The organism is Nocardia sp. NPDC051911, from assembly GCF_040681035.1.
Taxonomy (GTDB): domain Bacteria; phylum Actinomycetota; class Actinomycetes; order Mycobacteriales; family Mycobacteriaceae; genus Nocardia; species Nocardia sichangensis.
The window spans coordinates 496280-510801 of sequence record NZ_JBFAXY010000001.1; the positions used below are offsets into that span (position 1 = coordinate 496280).

At 68.9% G+C, this 14522-nt stretch carries 14 protein-coding genes; 10 read left to right on the forward strand and 4 right to left on the reverse strand.

The genetic code is table 11. From position 1 onward, the window contains the following. The first annotated feature begins 46 nt into the window (after positions 1-46). From AB0L97_RS02515 to AB0L97_RS02535, 5 genes are all read left to right on the forward strand, one after another. Entirely contained in the window at positions 47-1735 is a 1689-nt protein-coding gene (locus AB0L97_RS02515) for a thiamine pyrophosphate-binding protein (protein ID WP_364424780.1), read from the forward strand. 47 nt (positions 1736-1782) lie between these two features. Next, positions 1783-2442, forward strand: coding sequence for an SRPBCC family protein (locus AB0L97_RS02520; RefSeq protein WP_355071286.1), 660 nt, complete (start codon positions 1783-1785; stop codon positions 2440-2442). A 7-nt stretch (positions 2443-2449) separates the two neighbouring features. Next, positions 2450-3484 carry a 3-oxoacyl-[acyl-carrier-protein] synthase III C-terminal domain-containing protein gene (locus AB0L97_RS02525; protein ID WP_356963014.1) on the forward strand — a complete coding sequence of 345 codons (1035 nt, stop codon included), beginning with the start codon at positions 2450-2452 and terminating at the stop codon, positions 3482-3484. After that, positions 3481-4530 carry an aminotransferase class I/II-fold pyridoxal phosphate-dependent enzyme gene (locus tag AB0L97_RS02530; protein ID WP_364424781.1) on the forward strand — a complete coding sequence of 350 codons (1050 nt, stop codon included), beginning with the start codon at positions 3481-3483 and terminating at the stop codon, positions 4528-4530. The genes AB0L97_RS02525 and AB0L97_RS02530 overlap by 4 nt, the downstream gene beginning before the upstream one ends. 195 nt (positions 4531-4725) lie before the next feature. Further along, complete coding sequence (locus tag AB0L97_RS02535) at positions 4726-5106, forward strand: hypothetical protein (RefSeq protein WP_355071280.1); 381 nt, start codon at positions 4726-4728, stop codon at positions 5104-5106. Between the two features lie 112 nt (positions 5107-5218). Here AB0L97_RS02535 and AB0L97_RS02540 read toward each other — a convergent pair whose 3' ends face one another. Further along, entirely contained in the window at positions 5219-5626 is a 408-nt protein-coding gene (locus AB0L97_RS02540) for an SdpI family protein (protein WP_356963019.1), read from the reverse strand. Between the two features lie 164 nt (positions 5627-5790). Between AB0L97_RS02540 and leuS the strand changes: the two genes are divergently transcribed. Continuing rightward, positions 5791-8637, forward strand: a complete 2847-nt coding sequence (gene leuS / locus AB0L97_RS02545) for a leucine--tRNA ligase (protein ID WP_364424782.1) — start codon at positions 5791-5793, stop codon at positions 8635-8637. A 7-nt stretch (positions 8638-8644) separates the two neighbouring features. Here the strand turns inward: leuS and AB0L97_RS02550 are convergent, their stop codons facing one another. Together AB0L97_RS02550 and AB0L97_RS02555 are read right to left on the reverse strand one after the other, a co-directional pair. Continuing rightward, entirely contained in the window at positions 8645-9418 is a 774-nt protein-coding gene (locus AB0L97_RS02550) for a polysaccharide deacetylase family protein (protein ID WP_355072079.1), read from the reverse strand. A 394-nt stretch (positions 9419-9812) separates the two neighbouring features. After that, on the reverse strand, positions 9813-10502 hold the full coding sequence (locus tag AB0L97_RS02555; RefSeq protein ID WP_355071275.1) for an SDR family oxidoreductase: 690 nt from the start codon (positions 10500-10502) through the stop codon (positions 9813-9815). A gap of 228 nt (positions 10503-10730) precedes the next feature. On the opposite strand from AB0L97_RS02555, the gene AB0L97_RS02560 reads away from it, so the two are divergent. Then, complete coding sequence (locus tag AB0L97_RS02560) at positions 10731-12068, forward strand: glycogen debranching protein (protein WP_355071273.1); 1338 nt, start codon at positions 10731-10733, stop codon at positions 12066-12068. A gap of 73 nt (positions 12069-12141) precedes the next feature. Further along, positions 12142-12879 carry a glycoside hydrolase family 25 protein gene (locus tag AB0L97_RS02565; RefSeq protein WP_364424783.1) on the forward strand — a complete coding sequence of 246 codons (738 nt, stop codon included), beginning with the start codon at positions 12142-12144 and terminating at the stop codon, positions 12877-12879. A 38-nt stretch (positions 12880-12917) separates the two neighbouring features. Here AB0L97_RS02565 and AB0L97_RS02570 read toward each other — a convergent pair whose 3' ends face one another. Next, entirely contained in the window at positions 12918-13511 is a 594-nt protein-coding gene (locus AB0L97_RS02570) for a TetR/AcrR family transcriptional regulator (RefSeq protein ID WP_364424784.1), read from the reverse strand. Positions 13512-13594: 83 nt separating this feature from the next. On the opposite strand from AB0L97_RS02570, the gene AB0L97_RS02575 reads away from it, so the two are divergent. Together AB0L97_RS02575 and AB0L97_RS02580 are read left to right on the forward strand one after the other, a co-directional pair. Then, entirely contained in the window at positions 13595-14182 is a 588-nt protein-coding gene (locus AB0L97_RS02575; RefSeq protein ID WP_355071267.1) for an alpha/beta fold hydrolase, read from the forward strand. Continuing rightward, complete coding sequence (locus AB0L97_RS02580) at positions 14179-14406, forward strand: hypothetical protein (RefSeq protein ID WP_051021448.1); 228 nt, start codon at positions 14179-14181, stop codon at positions 14404-14406. Before AB0L97_RS02575 ends, AB0L97_RS02580 begins: the two co-directional genes overlap by 4 nt. The last annotated feature ends 116 nt before the right edge of the window (positions 14407-14522 follow it).

Consider the following 14522-nt stretch of genomic DNA (forward strand, 5'->3'; position numbering starts at 1 on the left):
TCACTCGTGTACGCAGTCGAAATTTCGTCAGCGGAAGGGAGTGCGGATGCGGACTCGAGTCGTGGACCATCTGGTGCAAGCGGTTTCGGCGTTGGGCGTGCGCCACATCTTCGGAGTGGACGGCGCCAATATCGAGGACCTGTACGACGCGATCTTCGATGCGCCGGACCACGTCACCGGCGTGGTCGCGAAACACGAGTTCTCCGCGGCGACCATGGCCGACGGATATGCCCGTGGCACAGGCGGATTGGGCGTGGTCGCGGCGACCTCCGGCGGCGGCGCGATGAATCTCGTCGCCGGGCTCGCCGAATCGTTCGCGTCGCGGGTACCGGTACTCGCCCTGGTCGGGCAGCCCCCGACCGCGCTGGAGGGCAACGGCGCCTTCCAGGACACCAGCGGACGCGCGGGCGCCATCGATGCGGTCCGTCTGTTCGGCGCGGTCAGCACGTATTGCGCACGGGTGGAAACCGCTGCCGACCTGGCGGATCGGCTGGATAGAGCGGTGCAGGCCGCCCGCCGGGGCGGCCCGGCGGTGCTGCTGCTGCCCAAAGACGTGCAGCAGGCCGACGCGGGCCCTATCGCGCCGCTCTGTCCCGCCGCCAGGACACATCGGTCCGACCGGGCCGGACTCGCTCGTGTTCGCGCCGCGCTCGCCACGGCCCGGCACACCGGGAAGATCGTGATCATCGCGGGCGATCAGGTCGCGCGCGACGACGCGCGCGACGAGCTTGCCCGCCTCGCCACCGCCTTGGATGCCGCGGTGGGCGTCGCGCCGGACGCGAAGGACGTCTACGACAACGCCGATCCCGCCTTCTGCGGCGTCGCGGGCACCATGGGTCACCCGGAACTGGCGGCGGCCATCCGGTCCTCGGCCCTGTGCTTGCTGGTCGGCACCCGATTGCCGGTCACCACCCGCGCCGGCTCGGAGGCCGCGCTCGCCGAGCGAACGGTCGCGAGCATCGGCGTGGCGCCACCGTATCTGCCCGCCATCCATGCGACCAGTACCGATCTGTCGCGAACACTCGCCGAGCTCGCCGACGAATTGGACGACGGCAGTACCGGATCCGAACGCGTGCACGCGACGCAACCGCTGACTTCGCTGCGGGTGCCCGACTCCTCGGGCCCCGGTCTGCGGTACCGGGATGTGGTCGAGGCGATCGATGCCGCATTGCCGGAGGGCACCGACGTGTTCGCCGACGCGGGCAACACCGGCGCGTCGGTCGTGCACCACCTCAGGGTGCCGCGGGACGGGCGGTTCGTGGTCGCCCTCGGGATGGGCGGAATGGGTTACGCCTTCGGCGCGGGCATCGGGTCCGCGTTCGCGCGGCATGCGCGGACCGACGGTGTCCGGCGGACGGTGGTCATCGCGGGTGACGGCTCGTTCTACATGCACGGCATGGAGTTGCACACCGCGATCGAGCACGCCCTTCCGGTCACCTTCGTCGTGTTGAACAACAACGCGCACGCCATGTGCGTGACCAGGGAGCAGCTGTATTACCAGGACCGGTACAGCTTCAACCGATTCCGCCCGGCCGACCTCGGCGCGGGCATCGCCGCGATGTTCCCCGGTCTGCCCGCGTTCTCGGTGCGCACCGTCGGCGAGCTCGCCGCCACACTGCGTCGCTGCCTGGAAACCGAAGGACCGTCGTTCCTTTCGATCGAATGCGATCCCGACGAGATTCCTCCGTTCCTGCCCTTCATTAACGCCGTGGAGCAATCCCGCGATCTTCGATGAACCCCACGCGGCGGCGCCCGCCGACGCCTACCCGAAGGAGTATCACCGTGACCACCAGTTCCCTCCCCGCCCTCAGCGATATCCCGGAACAGGCCGTGCCCGGCGTGCTCCGCATCGAGAACTCCGACAAAGACGCGACCACGCCGATCATCATGGACATGCTGCGGTCGGTGTATCCGCACGAGCAGATCTTCGGCGAATACTGTCCGGTGCAGGCGTACATCGACGCGCCGCCGCGCGAGGTCTACGAATACCTCGCCGACACCAGGTCGCTGGAGGAGTGGACCTACAGCCTGCGCGGGTTCGTGGAGACCGACGAACCCGGACTCTGGCTGGCCTATGACCGGCTGGGCTCGGAGACCGAGATCTTCACCCGCACCGTCGCCAACCCCGACGCCATGACCGTCGACTACCACTGCGCCTGGGACCAGGGACAACACCTGTGGATGATCTACCTGCTGCGCGTGGTCGACGCGCAATTGGTGTTCCACAAGCCGGGTTCGGTGGTGTTGTGGGTCAACTGCAAGCACCCCTTCTACGACGACAACCCGTACCCGGAGTCCGCTCCCCCGAACCGGCCGGTGTGGGTCGGCGACTTCTGGGAGATGTTCTCGGCGGGGCATCAGCTGGAGATGGACAACCTCAAAGCCATCTGCGAGTACCGGGCCGCGCACGGCCTGCCGATCAAGCCCGACTGGATGAAGTGAGGCTCGAGTGACCACCACGCAACAACATCTCCCTGAGGTCAGTCTCGTCGACGTGGCCTCGTACCTACCGGGCGAGCCGGTCGGCACCGAGTACTTCACCCAGTTCTCGCGCTCGGACCGGATGGCGAAGAACGTCATGTTCCGCTCGCCCAAGGGCCGCCACCACGTCGCGCGCGACGAGACCGCGGTGGACATGGTCGAGCGCGCCGTCGCACCGCTGATCGAACGCAACGGCGCCGACGCGATCGCCGAGGTCGACGTCTTGATCACGCACACCCAACTGCCGGACAATCCGGTGCTCGGCTGCGGGCCCGAGGTGGCGCGACGGCTCGGCATCCGTCCCTCGTACGTCTACGACGTGCACAACGGCGGGTGTGCGGCGTTCGTGCACATGATGGCGATGGCCCGGATGATCCTGCAGACCACGCCCGCCCGCACCGCGCTGATCGCGGCGACCCAGAACTGCGCGGGACCGGTGTTCACCCAGACCGATATCCGCAAGCTGGCGCAGGCTCCGGTGCCCGGTGACGGCTGCGGTGTCGGACTGCTCCGCAAGGACGACAGCGCGCCGATTCTCGACATCGAATGCCGGACCTATCCCGAATTCGCCGGCGACATGGACTTCTCCACCAACGGCGAGCGCAAGTACTGGGAGCCGGGCGAGGGCCAGGGCTGCGTCAGCTTCACCGAGTCCAAGATCACCAAGGTGTTCGCCAGGGGCAATCGGCTCGTTCCGGAAGTCGCCCTGGCGGTGTGCGACCGGATCGGCGTGCGGGGACGCGACGTCGACACGTTCGTCACCAACCAGCCGAACCGGCTGTTCCTGCGCAACTGGCACGACGCGCTGGAGCTCCCGCCGCACCGTCACCCCGACACCTTCGATTCCTGCGGAAACCTGTTCGCCGCTGGCATCCCGGTGACCCTGGACGTGGAGAACCGGGCGGGACGGCTGCGCAACGGATCGCTGGTCCTGATGTCGGCGTTCGCGCACGCGGGCGACTTCGCGGGCGCGGCCGCCGTCCGCTGGGGAGCCGCGCGATGAGCGTGCGCGTCGTCGACGGCACCCGGCCGTCGCACCGGTACCGGACGCACCGGGTGCCACCCCGCTTCGACCTCGCTCTGAGCGAGAATCCGTTCCCGCCGCTGCCTTCGGTGTTGCGAGCCGTGCACATGACGCTGGCTCAGGCCAATCGATACCCGGAGTTCCTGCCGCGCCGCCTGCCGACGCTGATCGCCCAGCACCTCGGTGTAGGGGCGGACCAAGTGGTGGTCGGGTCGGGGGCGACCGGCGTGGCACTGCAGATCTTGCAGACCCTGACCACGCCGGGAGACGAGATCGTCTACAGCGCACCGACGTTCGACGGGTATCCGATCATGGCCGAGATGGCCGGCGTCACCGCAGTGCCGGTGCCGCTGGATTCGGCGGGGAACCAGGATCTGCGGGCGATGCGGCGGGCAGTCGACCGTCGCACCGCGCTGATCGTGGTGTGCCGTCCGCACAATCCCACCGGAACGGTCATCCCGGCCGACGAGCTGAAGGCATTCCTGTCCGACGTTCCCAGCCGGGTCCCGGTCGTTCTGGACGAGGCGTACGTCGAATTCCTCGGCGCCACCGCATACGTCGACCCACGGGCGCTGATCGCGAAGCACCCCAACCTTGTTGTGCTACGTACCTTTTCGAAAGCGTACGGCTTGGCCGGGCTGCGTATCGGCTACGCCTTCGGCCGGGCCGAGTTGATCGCGCGAATCGGCACACTGCAATTGCCCTTCGGGATGGGCGCGGCGGCGGTTGCCGCGGTCGCCGCCTCGTACGCCGCCGCACCCGAACTCGCCGCGCGCACCCTGCGCATCGCCGAAAGGCGCGACGCACTCCGCAGCGCACTACTGGCTCATGGATTCGCGATACCGGAAAGCCACGCGAACTTCCTGTACGTACCCGGTCCTGGTGCGAACACGGCGCTGCGGCGCGCGGGCATAGCCGCGAAGTCCTACGCCGACGGCAGCGCACGCATCGCCGTCGGCGACCCGGCGTCCGACGACGCGGTACTCCAGGCCCTCACCGCCGATCCACCGCGCGTGACGACCTGATCGGAGTTGCTACCCAGAGCGGGCGTGCTGCGCACGCCCGCCATGCGGGAAGCGTGTGCGTTCGCGTCCCGCTTGCGGTTCGCAGTCCGGAGACCGGTCGTTGCTGATGTCGCCCCGCATCGGATCGCCGAGCGCGGCGCACGTGTCTCGGCCGGATCGAGTGGACCCCGGCGCGGAGAGTGGTTCGATCGAAGCGTGTGGTCCGATTTCGAGGTGAACGCGGCGCCCGCTCATGGGACGGCCAGTAGGGTCCTGTTCCGGTTCGCTCTGGGACGGTGGGCGGTCGTGCTGCGCCAGACGCTCATCGAGCCGGGTGGCAGCAGCGGGTGGCACTACCACGACGGGACATTGTTCGTGCTGGTCGCGCGGGGGACGCTGGATCATCCCGGTGCGGACTGCGCGCCGGTCACCTACCGGCGCCCGCGGATCTTCCGGGAACCGAGCGGGCCGCGCTACCCGCACGTGGCGCGCAATCTCGGAACGGTGCCGGTATTGCTGTGTGTGCTCTACTTCACGCCGGTTGACAGTCCGTTGTCGCGCAGCGTCCCGCCGCCGGAGTGCGCCGACGCGGGGTGATGGGCCTCAGCTCGCGGATCGGCAGGCGTCGCGGAGTGGGCGGACGCGGGCCATCGGCCTCGACTCATGGCCGACAGACATCGCGCAGTGCGCGGACGCGGGGTGATGGGCCTCAGCTCGCGGGCTGGCAGGCGTCGCGGAGCGAGCAGGCGCCACAGGAGTTGCCGCAACCACCGGTCTGCGGCGGCGGGGCGATGGCTTCGGCCGCCTGCGCGGCGGCGTTCGCACCGGCGCCGAGGGTGAACAGGGCGACGACGGCAGCGCAGGCCGCGACGGCCAGCGCGACGAAGCCGCCCGCGGCCAGCCCGACGAGACCACCGGCGAACAGCAGCGCCCCGGCCGCGATCGAGGTGGGAGCGGCGACCCGGTTGGCGACGCGGAACGTCTCGTCCGTGGACAGCGCGGCCTCGGTGTGGACACCGAAGAAACGATTCCGGGGCAACCGGCCGGTCAGCCCGAGTGCTCCGGTTGTGACGGCCACGACAGCCAGCACGAACAGGACGAGAGCGACGACGAACACCCATGCAGGCTAGCGCATCGTTGCCCCGCGCCCGCCGACGGGCGCCTCGTGCGGCGAACCCGGCCGCAACCGCAGGCCAGCCCGATTTTCGGTCCTGCCGATGCGACGTTCTACCCTGATAGACGAAGTTTGTCGGGGATCGGCGACCACAAGAAGGCAGGACCGTGCAAGACACACGCGCAACCGAAAGCGATGTACCTGAGCACCGGTACAACGCGGAGCTTGCCGGCCGCATCGAGAGCCGGTGGCAGCGGACGTGGGACGAACGCGGAACCTTCCACGCGCCGAACCCGGTGGGACCGCTGGCCGGTCCGACACCGGCCGACAAGCTGTTCATCCAGGACATGTTCCCGTACCCGTCGGGCGCGGGCCTGCACGTCGGGCATCCGCTCGGCTACATCGCCACGGACGTCTTCGCCCGCTACCACCGCATGCACGGGCGCAACGTGCTGCACGCCCTCGGCTACGACGCGTTCGGCCTGCCCGCCGAGCAGTACGCGGTACAGACCGGCGCGCACCCGCGCGACACCACCGAGTCGAACATCGCCACCATGCAGCGTCAGCTGGACCGCCTCGGGCTCGGCCACGACCGGCGTCGCTCGTTCGCGACCACCGATCCGGAGTACTACCGCTGGACACAGTGGATCTTCCTGCGGATCTACAACGCTTGGTACGACACGGAGCTGAACCGGGCCCGCCCGATCGCCGAGCTGGCGGCCGAGTTCGCGTCCGGCGCACGGGCCGTGCCGGAGGGCAAGTCCTGGGACACGATGCCGCCCGCCGAGCGCGGCGCGCTGCTGGATTCGTATCGCCTGGTGTACCAGACCGATTCGATGGTCAACTGGTGCCCTGGCCTGGGTACCGTGCTGGCGAACGAGGAGGTCACCGCCGACGGTCGCAGCGAGCGCGGCAACTTCCCGGTGTTCCGTAAGCACTTGCGGCAGTGGATGATGCGCATCACCGCCTATTCCGATCGCCTGGTCGACGACCTGGACCGGCTGGACTGGCCGGAGAACGTCAAGGCCATGCAGCGCAACTGGATCGGACGATCCCGGGGCGCGCAGGTGAAGTTCGACGCCGACGGCGAGCAGATCGAGGTCTTCACCACCCGCCCCGACACCTTGTTCGGCGCCACCTATGTGGTGCTCGCGCCGGAACACGAGCTGGTCGACAAGCTGACCGCCGCCGCGTGGCCTGCGGGCACCGACCCCAGGTGGACCAACGAGGGCGCCGCCACACCGGCCGAAGCCGTGGCGGCCTACCGCAAGTCGATCGCGGCCAAGTCGGATTTGGAGCGTCAGGAGAACAAGGAGAAGACCGGCGTCTTCCTTGGCAATCACGCGATCAACCCGGCCAACGGCGCGGCCGTGCCGATCTTCATCGCCGACTACGTGCTCAGCGGCTACGGCACCGGCGCCATCATGGCCGTTCCCGGGCACGACCACCGCGACTGGGAATTCGCGTCCGTCCTCGGGCTGCCGATCATCGAGGTGATCAGCGGCGGCGACCTGGAGCAGGGCGCCCACGCGGGCGAAGGCGCGCTGGTGAACTCTGATTACCTCGACGGCCTGTCCGTCGAGGAGGCCAAAGCGGCGATGATCGCCCGGCTCGAGGCCGACGGACACGGCAAGGGCACCATCCAATACAAGCTGCGCGACTGGTTGTTCGCGCGCCAGCGCTATTGGGGCGAGCCGTTCCCGATCGTGTACGACGAGCAGGGCGCACCCCACGCGCTGCCGGAATCCATGCTGCCGGTGGTGCTGCCGGAGCTGGACGATTTCGCCCCGGTGACCTTCGATCCGGACGACGCGAACTCCGAACCCTCCCCGCCGCTGGCCAAGGCCACCGACTGGGTGGAAGTCGAACTGGATCTCGGCGACGGGCTGAAGCGCTACCGCCGCGACACCAATGTCATGCCGCAGTGGGCGGGCAGTTCCTGGTACGAGATCCGCTACGCCGACCCGACGAACACCGAGACGTTCTGCGCCAAGGAGAACGAGGCGTACTGGCTGGGCCCGCGCGCCGACGTCGGCGGGCCGAACGACCCGGGCGGCGTCGACCTGTACGTCGGCGGCGTCGAGCACGCGGTTCTGCACCTGCTGTACGCCCGCTTCTGGCAGAAGGTGCTGTTCGATCTGGGTGACGTGTCCGCGAGCGAGCCGTACCGGCGGCTGTTCAACCAGGGCTACATCCAGGCGCACGCCTACACCGACGAGCGCGGCGCGTACGTGCCCGCCGCCGAGGTGGTCGAGCGCGACGGCAAGTTCTTCTGGACCGACCCCACCGGCGCCGAGATCGAGGTGCGCCAGGAGTACGGCAAGATCGGCAAGTCACTGAAGAACGCCATCTCCCCGGACGAGATGTGCGATCTGTACGGCGCGGACACCTTCCGCTTCTACGAGATGGCGATGGGTCCGCTGGACACCTCGCGCCCGTGGGCGACCAAGGACGTCGTCGGCGCGCACCGGTTCCTGCAGCGCGCCTGGCGTCTGGTGGTGAACGAGGAGACCGGCGCGGTGCGGGTCACCGACGCCGCCGCGAGCGAGGAGACGTTGCGCCTGCTGCACAAGACGATCGCGGGCGTGGACGAGGATTTCGCCGCGCTGCGCGACAACACGGCGGGCGCCAAGCTGATCGAGCTGACCAACCACCTGACCAAGAGCTACCCGGACGGCGCGCCGCGCTCGGTGGTGGAGCCGCTGGTGCTGATGCTGGCGCCGCTGGCCCCGCACATCGCCGAGGAGCTGTGGGACCGCCTGGGTCACACCGCCTCGCTGGCGCACGGCCCGTTCCCGGTCGCCGATCCGGCGCTGCTGGTCGAGGAGTCGGTGGAGTACCCGATCCAGGTGAACGGCAAGGTGCGCAGCCGGATTCAGGTGGCGGCCGACGCGGACAACGCGGCGATCGAGGCGGCGGCGCTGGCCGACGAGAAGATCGACGCGCTGCTCAACGGGAAGGCGCCGCGCAAGCTGATCGTGGTGCCGGGGCGCCTGGTGAACATCGTCGCCTGACGGCGGGTCAGCGCGGCGGGAGCAGCACGTCGTCGAGCGTGACCATGGACAGGTTGCGCTCCTTGATGATGTCGACCAGCTGTCCGTAGCAGTGGGTGACGGCGGGTGCGTTGGCGTGCCCGATGACGATCGTCTGCGGCTGGAAATACCGCCGCGCGCATTCGATCAGATACTCCTCGGTGATCACACCGGAATCGGACAGTGAGCCGTACCACATGGTGGGCACGGTGTAGCCGAGGTCGGCGGCCACCCGGTCGACCGTGGCGTTGTGCCTGCCGAACGGCGGGCGGAAGTACGGGGTGCCGTCCACCCCGAAGTTCTGGCGCAGGTAGGTCTTCGCCCGCTCCAGCTGCCCGGCAACGGCCGACGCGGACAGCTTGGTCAGATCCGGGTGATCCCAGGTGTGGTTGCCGAGCTGGATCTGCCCGGATTCGACCAAGGGCCGCAAGGCGTCCCGGTGGATCGCCCACGAGTCGTAGTAGGCGGTCACGAAGAAGGTGAACCGCGCGCCGGTGTCCTTGGCGAATCGGATGTAGGCGCCGACGACCTCGGGACTGGCTCCGTCGTCCACGGTGAGCGCCATGCTGCTGCCCGGCCCCGGCAGCGCGGTGATCGTGCCCGCCGGGATCGGCGTCTTCGGTCCGCCGGGCGGAGGCGGCAACAACGGCGGTGCGGGCGGCCGGGGCACGCCGCCCGCGGAACCGCTGTCGATCGGGTCGCCCTCGGCCACCGCGCATCCGGTCAGCGCGACCGCCGCGCCCGCTGTCAGCAACGCCAGCATGCGACGTCTGTCCACAACCTGATCCCTCTTGCTCGCTCGAACCTCCCCGCGACGAACCCTCGGGGATGGGGCCGGACGCTAACGAGCGAACTTGACGGGAACCTGAACCCGCGTGGTCTGTTGAGCAAATCACAGGGACGAGAGCACGGCGGTGAGCTACAGCGCGTCATCAGGTCGGTGGCCACCCGTCTCCCCGTCGATCAGCAGGTCGATCGCACGGGCGACAAGCCGATCGGCGACGTGCGTGCGACAGTCGCGAGGGGAACGCGTGGGCCGAGACAGCGCCGTCGGACCCGTACGGGATCAGTACCGACGGAACACGCCATCGGCGATGTGCGCGCCGACAGCCGAGCGAGCGCTTCGGCCGAAAGAGCGCCGCCGGGTGACTCCGGGATCAGTACGGCCGGAGCACGACCTCGGTGGGGTGCGCGTCGCGCGGGGTGTCGATGGCGGAACGCACCGTGTACGCCACGGTCTCGGGGGCGAGGAAGTCCTCGGCCCGGTACTCGCGCCCCTCGCCCGCGATGATCGCCCGCTGCATATCGGTGTCGATTCGGCCCGGATGGATCGAGGTCACCCGCAGCTCCGGCTCCTCCTGGCGCAGCGCGTCGCCGAAGGCGCGCAGGCCGAACTTGCTCGCCGCGTAGGAGGCCCAGCCCGCATTGGCGCGCAGCCCCGCGCCCGAGTTGATCAGCACCACGTGACCCTGGCCCGCCCGCAGCGCGGGTAGCAGCAGCCGGGTGAGTTCGGCGACCGCGATAACGTTGGCTTCCAACGTGTTTCGCCACTGTTCGACGGTGGATTCCGCGATCGTGCCGAGATCGGCGATGCCCGCGTTGTGCACCAGCACGTTCAGGCTCCGGATCGGCTCGACCGCCGCGGCGACGGCGGCGTAGTCGGTCAACTCGACCGGCCAGCCCCGCGCGTCGGGCAACTCCGTCAGGATGCCGCGCAGCGATTCCGCCGACCGGGCGCCGAGCAGCAGGTCGTGGGTCGGCGCGAGCTCCCTGGCGATCGCGGCGCCGAGGCCGCGACTGGCGCCGGTGATCAACGCGGTCGGTTTCGTGGTCGCGGCGGAAGTCATGGGCCCCACCGTAACCGGCTGGGTGAAGAAGGCGTAAAAACCCGTAGCACTGGACGAACGACTAGCGATGCAGGCTGGTTCGGGGCGAGAATCTCGAGCAGCGAATCACGGACGGGGCATGCGAAAGTGAGAACCGCCGAACACGAAGCGGCCACAGGCCGATCTGATGGAGACGAAACGAACACCGCTGAGCGGGCATATCTGCGGGTGACATCGCAGAATAGGGGGATGGCACATCCGGGCTTCACCCCCACTCAGCTCGCGGCCCGCGCTGCCTACCTGCTGCGCGGCAACGACCTGGGCACGATGACCAGCGCGGCGCCCCGGTTGTACCCGCACATGTGGAGCTGGGACGCGGCATTTGTCGCGGTCGGGCTCGCGCCGCTGAGCGTGGAGCGGGCCGTGGTCGAGCTGGACACCCTGCTGTCCGCGCAGTGGAAGAACGGCATGATCCCGCACATCGTCTTCGCAAACGGCGTGGACGGTTACTTCCCCGGCCCGGCCCGCTGGGAGTGCCGCAAGCTGGCGGCCAACGCGCCCGACGGCCCGGACACCTCGGGGATCACCCAGCCGCCCGTGCACGCCATCGCGGTGCAGCGGATCCTGGATCATTCCCGCAGGCACGGCCGCAGCACCAGGTCCGTGGCCGAGGAGTTCCTCAACCGGCGCTGGCCGGATCTGGTGCGCTGGCACCGCTGGCTGGCGCATGCCCGCGACCCCAAGGAGACCGGCCGCATCACGCTGTATCACGGCTGGGAGTCCGGGATGGACAACTCGCCGCGCTGGGATCGCGCCTACGAGCACGTGGTTCCCGGCGATCTGCCGCCCTATCGCCGTGAGGACGTGCTGGTGGTCTCCGATCCGACCCAGCGCCCCACCGACCGCGAGTACGACCGCTATCTGTGGCTGGTCGAGCAGATGCGCCGAGCGGGTTATGACGACTATCAGCTCGCCTCGACCATGAGCTTCGCCGTCGAGGACGTGTTCGTCACCGGAATCTTCGCGCTGGCCTGCGAGGTGCTGGCCAATATCGGCGAGGAGTACAAGCAACCCCACGCCGACGTGCGCGATCTCTACGCGTGGGCCGACCGGTTCCGCGCGGGCGTCGTCGCGACGGCCGACGCCCGCACCGGCGCGGCCCGCGATTTCGACGTGCGGTTGCAGCGGTGGATCAACACCGAGACGCTCTCGATGTTCGCGCCGCTGCTGTGCGGCGGCCTCCCCCGCGACACCGAGCGTGCTCTGCTGCGCCTGTTCGAGGGCCCGCGCTTCTGCGGCCATCCGGATCTGCGTTACGCGCTGCCGCCATCGACCTCGCCGGTGTCCAAGGACTTCCGTTCCCGCGAGTATTGGCGCGGGCCGGTGTGGCCGGTGATGAGCTGGCTGTTCTCCTGGGTCTTCGCTCGGCGCGGCTGGGCCGAGCGGTCGTTCATGCTGCGCGCCGAGGGCTTGCGCCAGGCCAGCGACGGCAGCTTCGCCGAGTACTACGAGCCGTTCACCGGCGAACCGCTCGGCAGCATGCAGCAGTCGTGGACGGCGGCGTCTGTACTGGATTGGATGGGGTGAAAGTTCAGAACAGTTCTGACACCCCAGTGGTCACACTGGTAACGGCCAGAGCGAATGGCTATCGTCCTGCGGCATGGACATCTGGAGGTCGACCACTCGCCGCGGCGCGGCGCTGTCACTGATCACGCTGTCCGGCATTCTCGTCGCCACGCTACCCGCGACCGCCGCGCCGACCGGTCCGGACGTCTCCTCGTGGCAGCACACCGACGCGACCGTGATCGACTGGTTCGCGGTCAAACGCTCCGGCCATGACTTCGCCATGGTCAAGGCCACCGAGGGGCTCAGCTACGTCAACCCGTACTTCGTGCCCGACAGCCTGCTGATGCGCGCGGCCGGAATGGCTCGGGGCACCTACCACTACGCCCGGCCCAACCTGCCCCCCGAACCGCAGGCCGCGCTCTACGCGGCGGTGGCGCTGGGACAGAACGGGCCGCTCGATCTGCCGCCGGTGCTGGATCTGGAGAACACCGGCGGTCTCGGCCCCGCGGCGTTGATCGACTGGACCCGCCGCTATCTGAACACCGTGGAAATGCTCACCGGCCGCGCCCCGATCGTCTACACCTACCCCAACTTCTGGCGTACCGCGATGGCCGACACCGACGAGTTCGCCGAGTACCCGCTGTGGATCGCCGACTACCGGGGCAACCCCCAACCCGAGGTCCCCGGCGGCTGGTCCACCTGGACGTTCTGGCAGACCACCGACAGCGGCACCATTCCGGGCATCGCGGGCCGCGTCGACCTCAACGTCTACAGCGGCGCCCAGGGCAGTTTCGCCGGTTACGCCAACATGAGCGGCACCGGCAGCGGGTAGGCCTTCATCGACCGACCGCCACACCTTCCCTCCGGGTTTCAGCCGATAGAGGGGCGGCGAAGGCCGGCGAGGAGGCGGGTGATGTGCGCGGGGGCGTCGGCGGGGTCGAGCGGGGCATGGGCGACGAGCAGGCGGTACCAGAAGGGGCCGAAGATCAGGTCGGTGGCGTGGTCGAGGTCGAGGTCGGCGGCGAGTTCGCCACGGGCCACGCCGCGAGAGAGGATGTCGGACATCACTTTTCGGCGTGATTGCACCCATTCGCGGAAATGACCGGCGAAATCCGAGTCGAGCTGGGCTTCGGCCATCATGCCGCGCAGCGCCTCGACGCGGAGCGGGAACTCGACGACGCGATACAGTGCGGCGGCGAAGGCGATCAGGTCGGCCTCGACGGATCCGGTATCGGGTTCCGGCATGCGCTGCGCGACCGCCTCGGCCTGGGCCTCCATCACCAGCGCAGGCTTGGATTTCCACCAGCGATAGATCGTGCTCTTGGCCACGCCGGAGCGCGCGGCGACACCTTCGATGGTGATCTTGCCGTAGCCCTGTTCGTCCAGGAGTTCGGCTGTCGCGCACAGGACGGCCTGTCGCGCGGAACTGCTGCGCTGCCGTCCGCCGGTCCGACCGATTGTCATGGCGCCGAGTGTATCGGTCTGCTACCTTTTTATCGAAACGCTACGGAGCGTTTCGATTGAATCGAGTCAGAGGTGACAATCCGATGAGCACGATCATCGTCTCGCACGGCTACAACGCGGCCGGCGACAGCGTGTGGTTCCCCTACTTGTCCGCGGAGCTGACAGCGCTCGGCCACACAGTGGTCGTCCCGAACCTCCCCGACCCCAGCGCACCCCGCCTCGACCCGTGGCGAAAGACTCTGGCGGCGGCAGCTTCCGAGGCCGGCCCAGCCCGCGACACGGTCGTGATCGGCCACAGCATCGGCGGCGTCAACGTACTCCGCATGCTCGAACAGCACGATCCCGACGCACATGGCCGCTTCGCGGGGGCGGTCCTGGTATCCACCGCCGCCCACGAAGTCGGATACGCCGAATTGGCGGAATTCTTCGAGCAACCCTTCGATTGGGAACGAATTCGCAATGCCGCCGGCGAGTTCCGCGTCCTCTCCGCAATCGACGACCCGGTCAATATCCCCGACCCCGTCGAACACGTCGGCCTGCTGGTCCGCAACCTCGGCGCCGCCGCTGTCGTCCTTCCCGGCGGACGGCATCTGGGCGACTACCCCGAGGACCACATCGAACTCCCGGAGGCGGTCCGCCTCGTCACCGACATCCTGGCGGCCGGCTCGTGACCGCCGAAACCGGTACCGGCCCGACCAAATGGAAGATCTGGCTGCTGACCGTCGTCGGCCTGTATCCCCTGCTCGTCCTCCTGGTGACTGCCACCGCCCCGCAGCTCGAGCAGCTGCCGCCCGCGCTCCGGCTGGCCGTCATCGTTCCCATCGCCGTGGCCGCCATGGTCTGGGTTGTGATGCCGTTCCTCACCCGCCGGTTCGCCGGTTGGCTGGGCGGATGAAGCGGCGTCGGGAGGAAACGCCGAGTCAAGAGCGGAGCCGCTACCCGCCCAGTCGAGTAGCGGCTCCACTCGCGGGAAAGCCGCGGAGGGTGGCCGTGGTTGCAGGGGGCCGGGGG

Excerpts from the sequence above, each read along its gene's own strand:
- AB0L97_RS02555 (WP_355071275.1), bottom strand. The coding sequence starts at position 10,502 with ATGACTTCCGCCGCGACCACGAAACCGACCGCGTTGATCACCGGCGCC.
- AB0L97_RS02550 (WP_355072079.1), bottom strand. The coding sequence starts at position 9,418 with ATGCTGGCGTTGCTGACAGCGGGCGCGGCGGTCGCGCTGACCGGATGC.
- AB0L97_RS02575 (WP_355071267.1), top strand. The coding sequence starts at position 13,595 with ATGAGCACGATCATCGTCTCGCACGGCTACAACGCGGCCGGCGACAGC.
- AB0L97_RS02570 (WP_364424784.1), bottom strand. The coding sequence starts at position 13,511 with ATGACAATCGGTCGGACCGGCGGACGGCAGCGCAGCAGTTCCGCGCGA.
- AB0L97_RS02565 (WP_364424783.1), top strand. The coding sequence starts at position 12,142 with ATGGACATCTGGAGGTCGACCACTCGCCGCGGCGCGGCGCTGTCACTG.
- AB0L97_RS02560 (WP_355071273.1), top strand. The coding sequence starts at position 10,731 with ATGGCACATCCGGGCTTCACCCCCACTCAGCTCGCGGCCCGCGCTGCC.
- AB0L97_RS02515 (WP_364424780.1), top strand. The coding sequence starts at position 47 with ATGCGGACTCGAGTCGTGGACCATCTGGTGCAAGCGGTTTCGGCGTTG.
- AB0L97_RS02530 (WP_364424781.1), top strand. The coding sequence starts at position 3,481 with ATGAGCGTGCGCGTCGTCGACGGCACCCGGCCGTCGCACCGGTACCGG.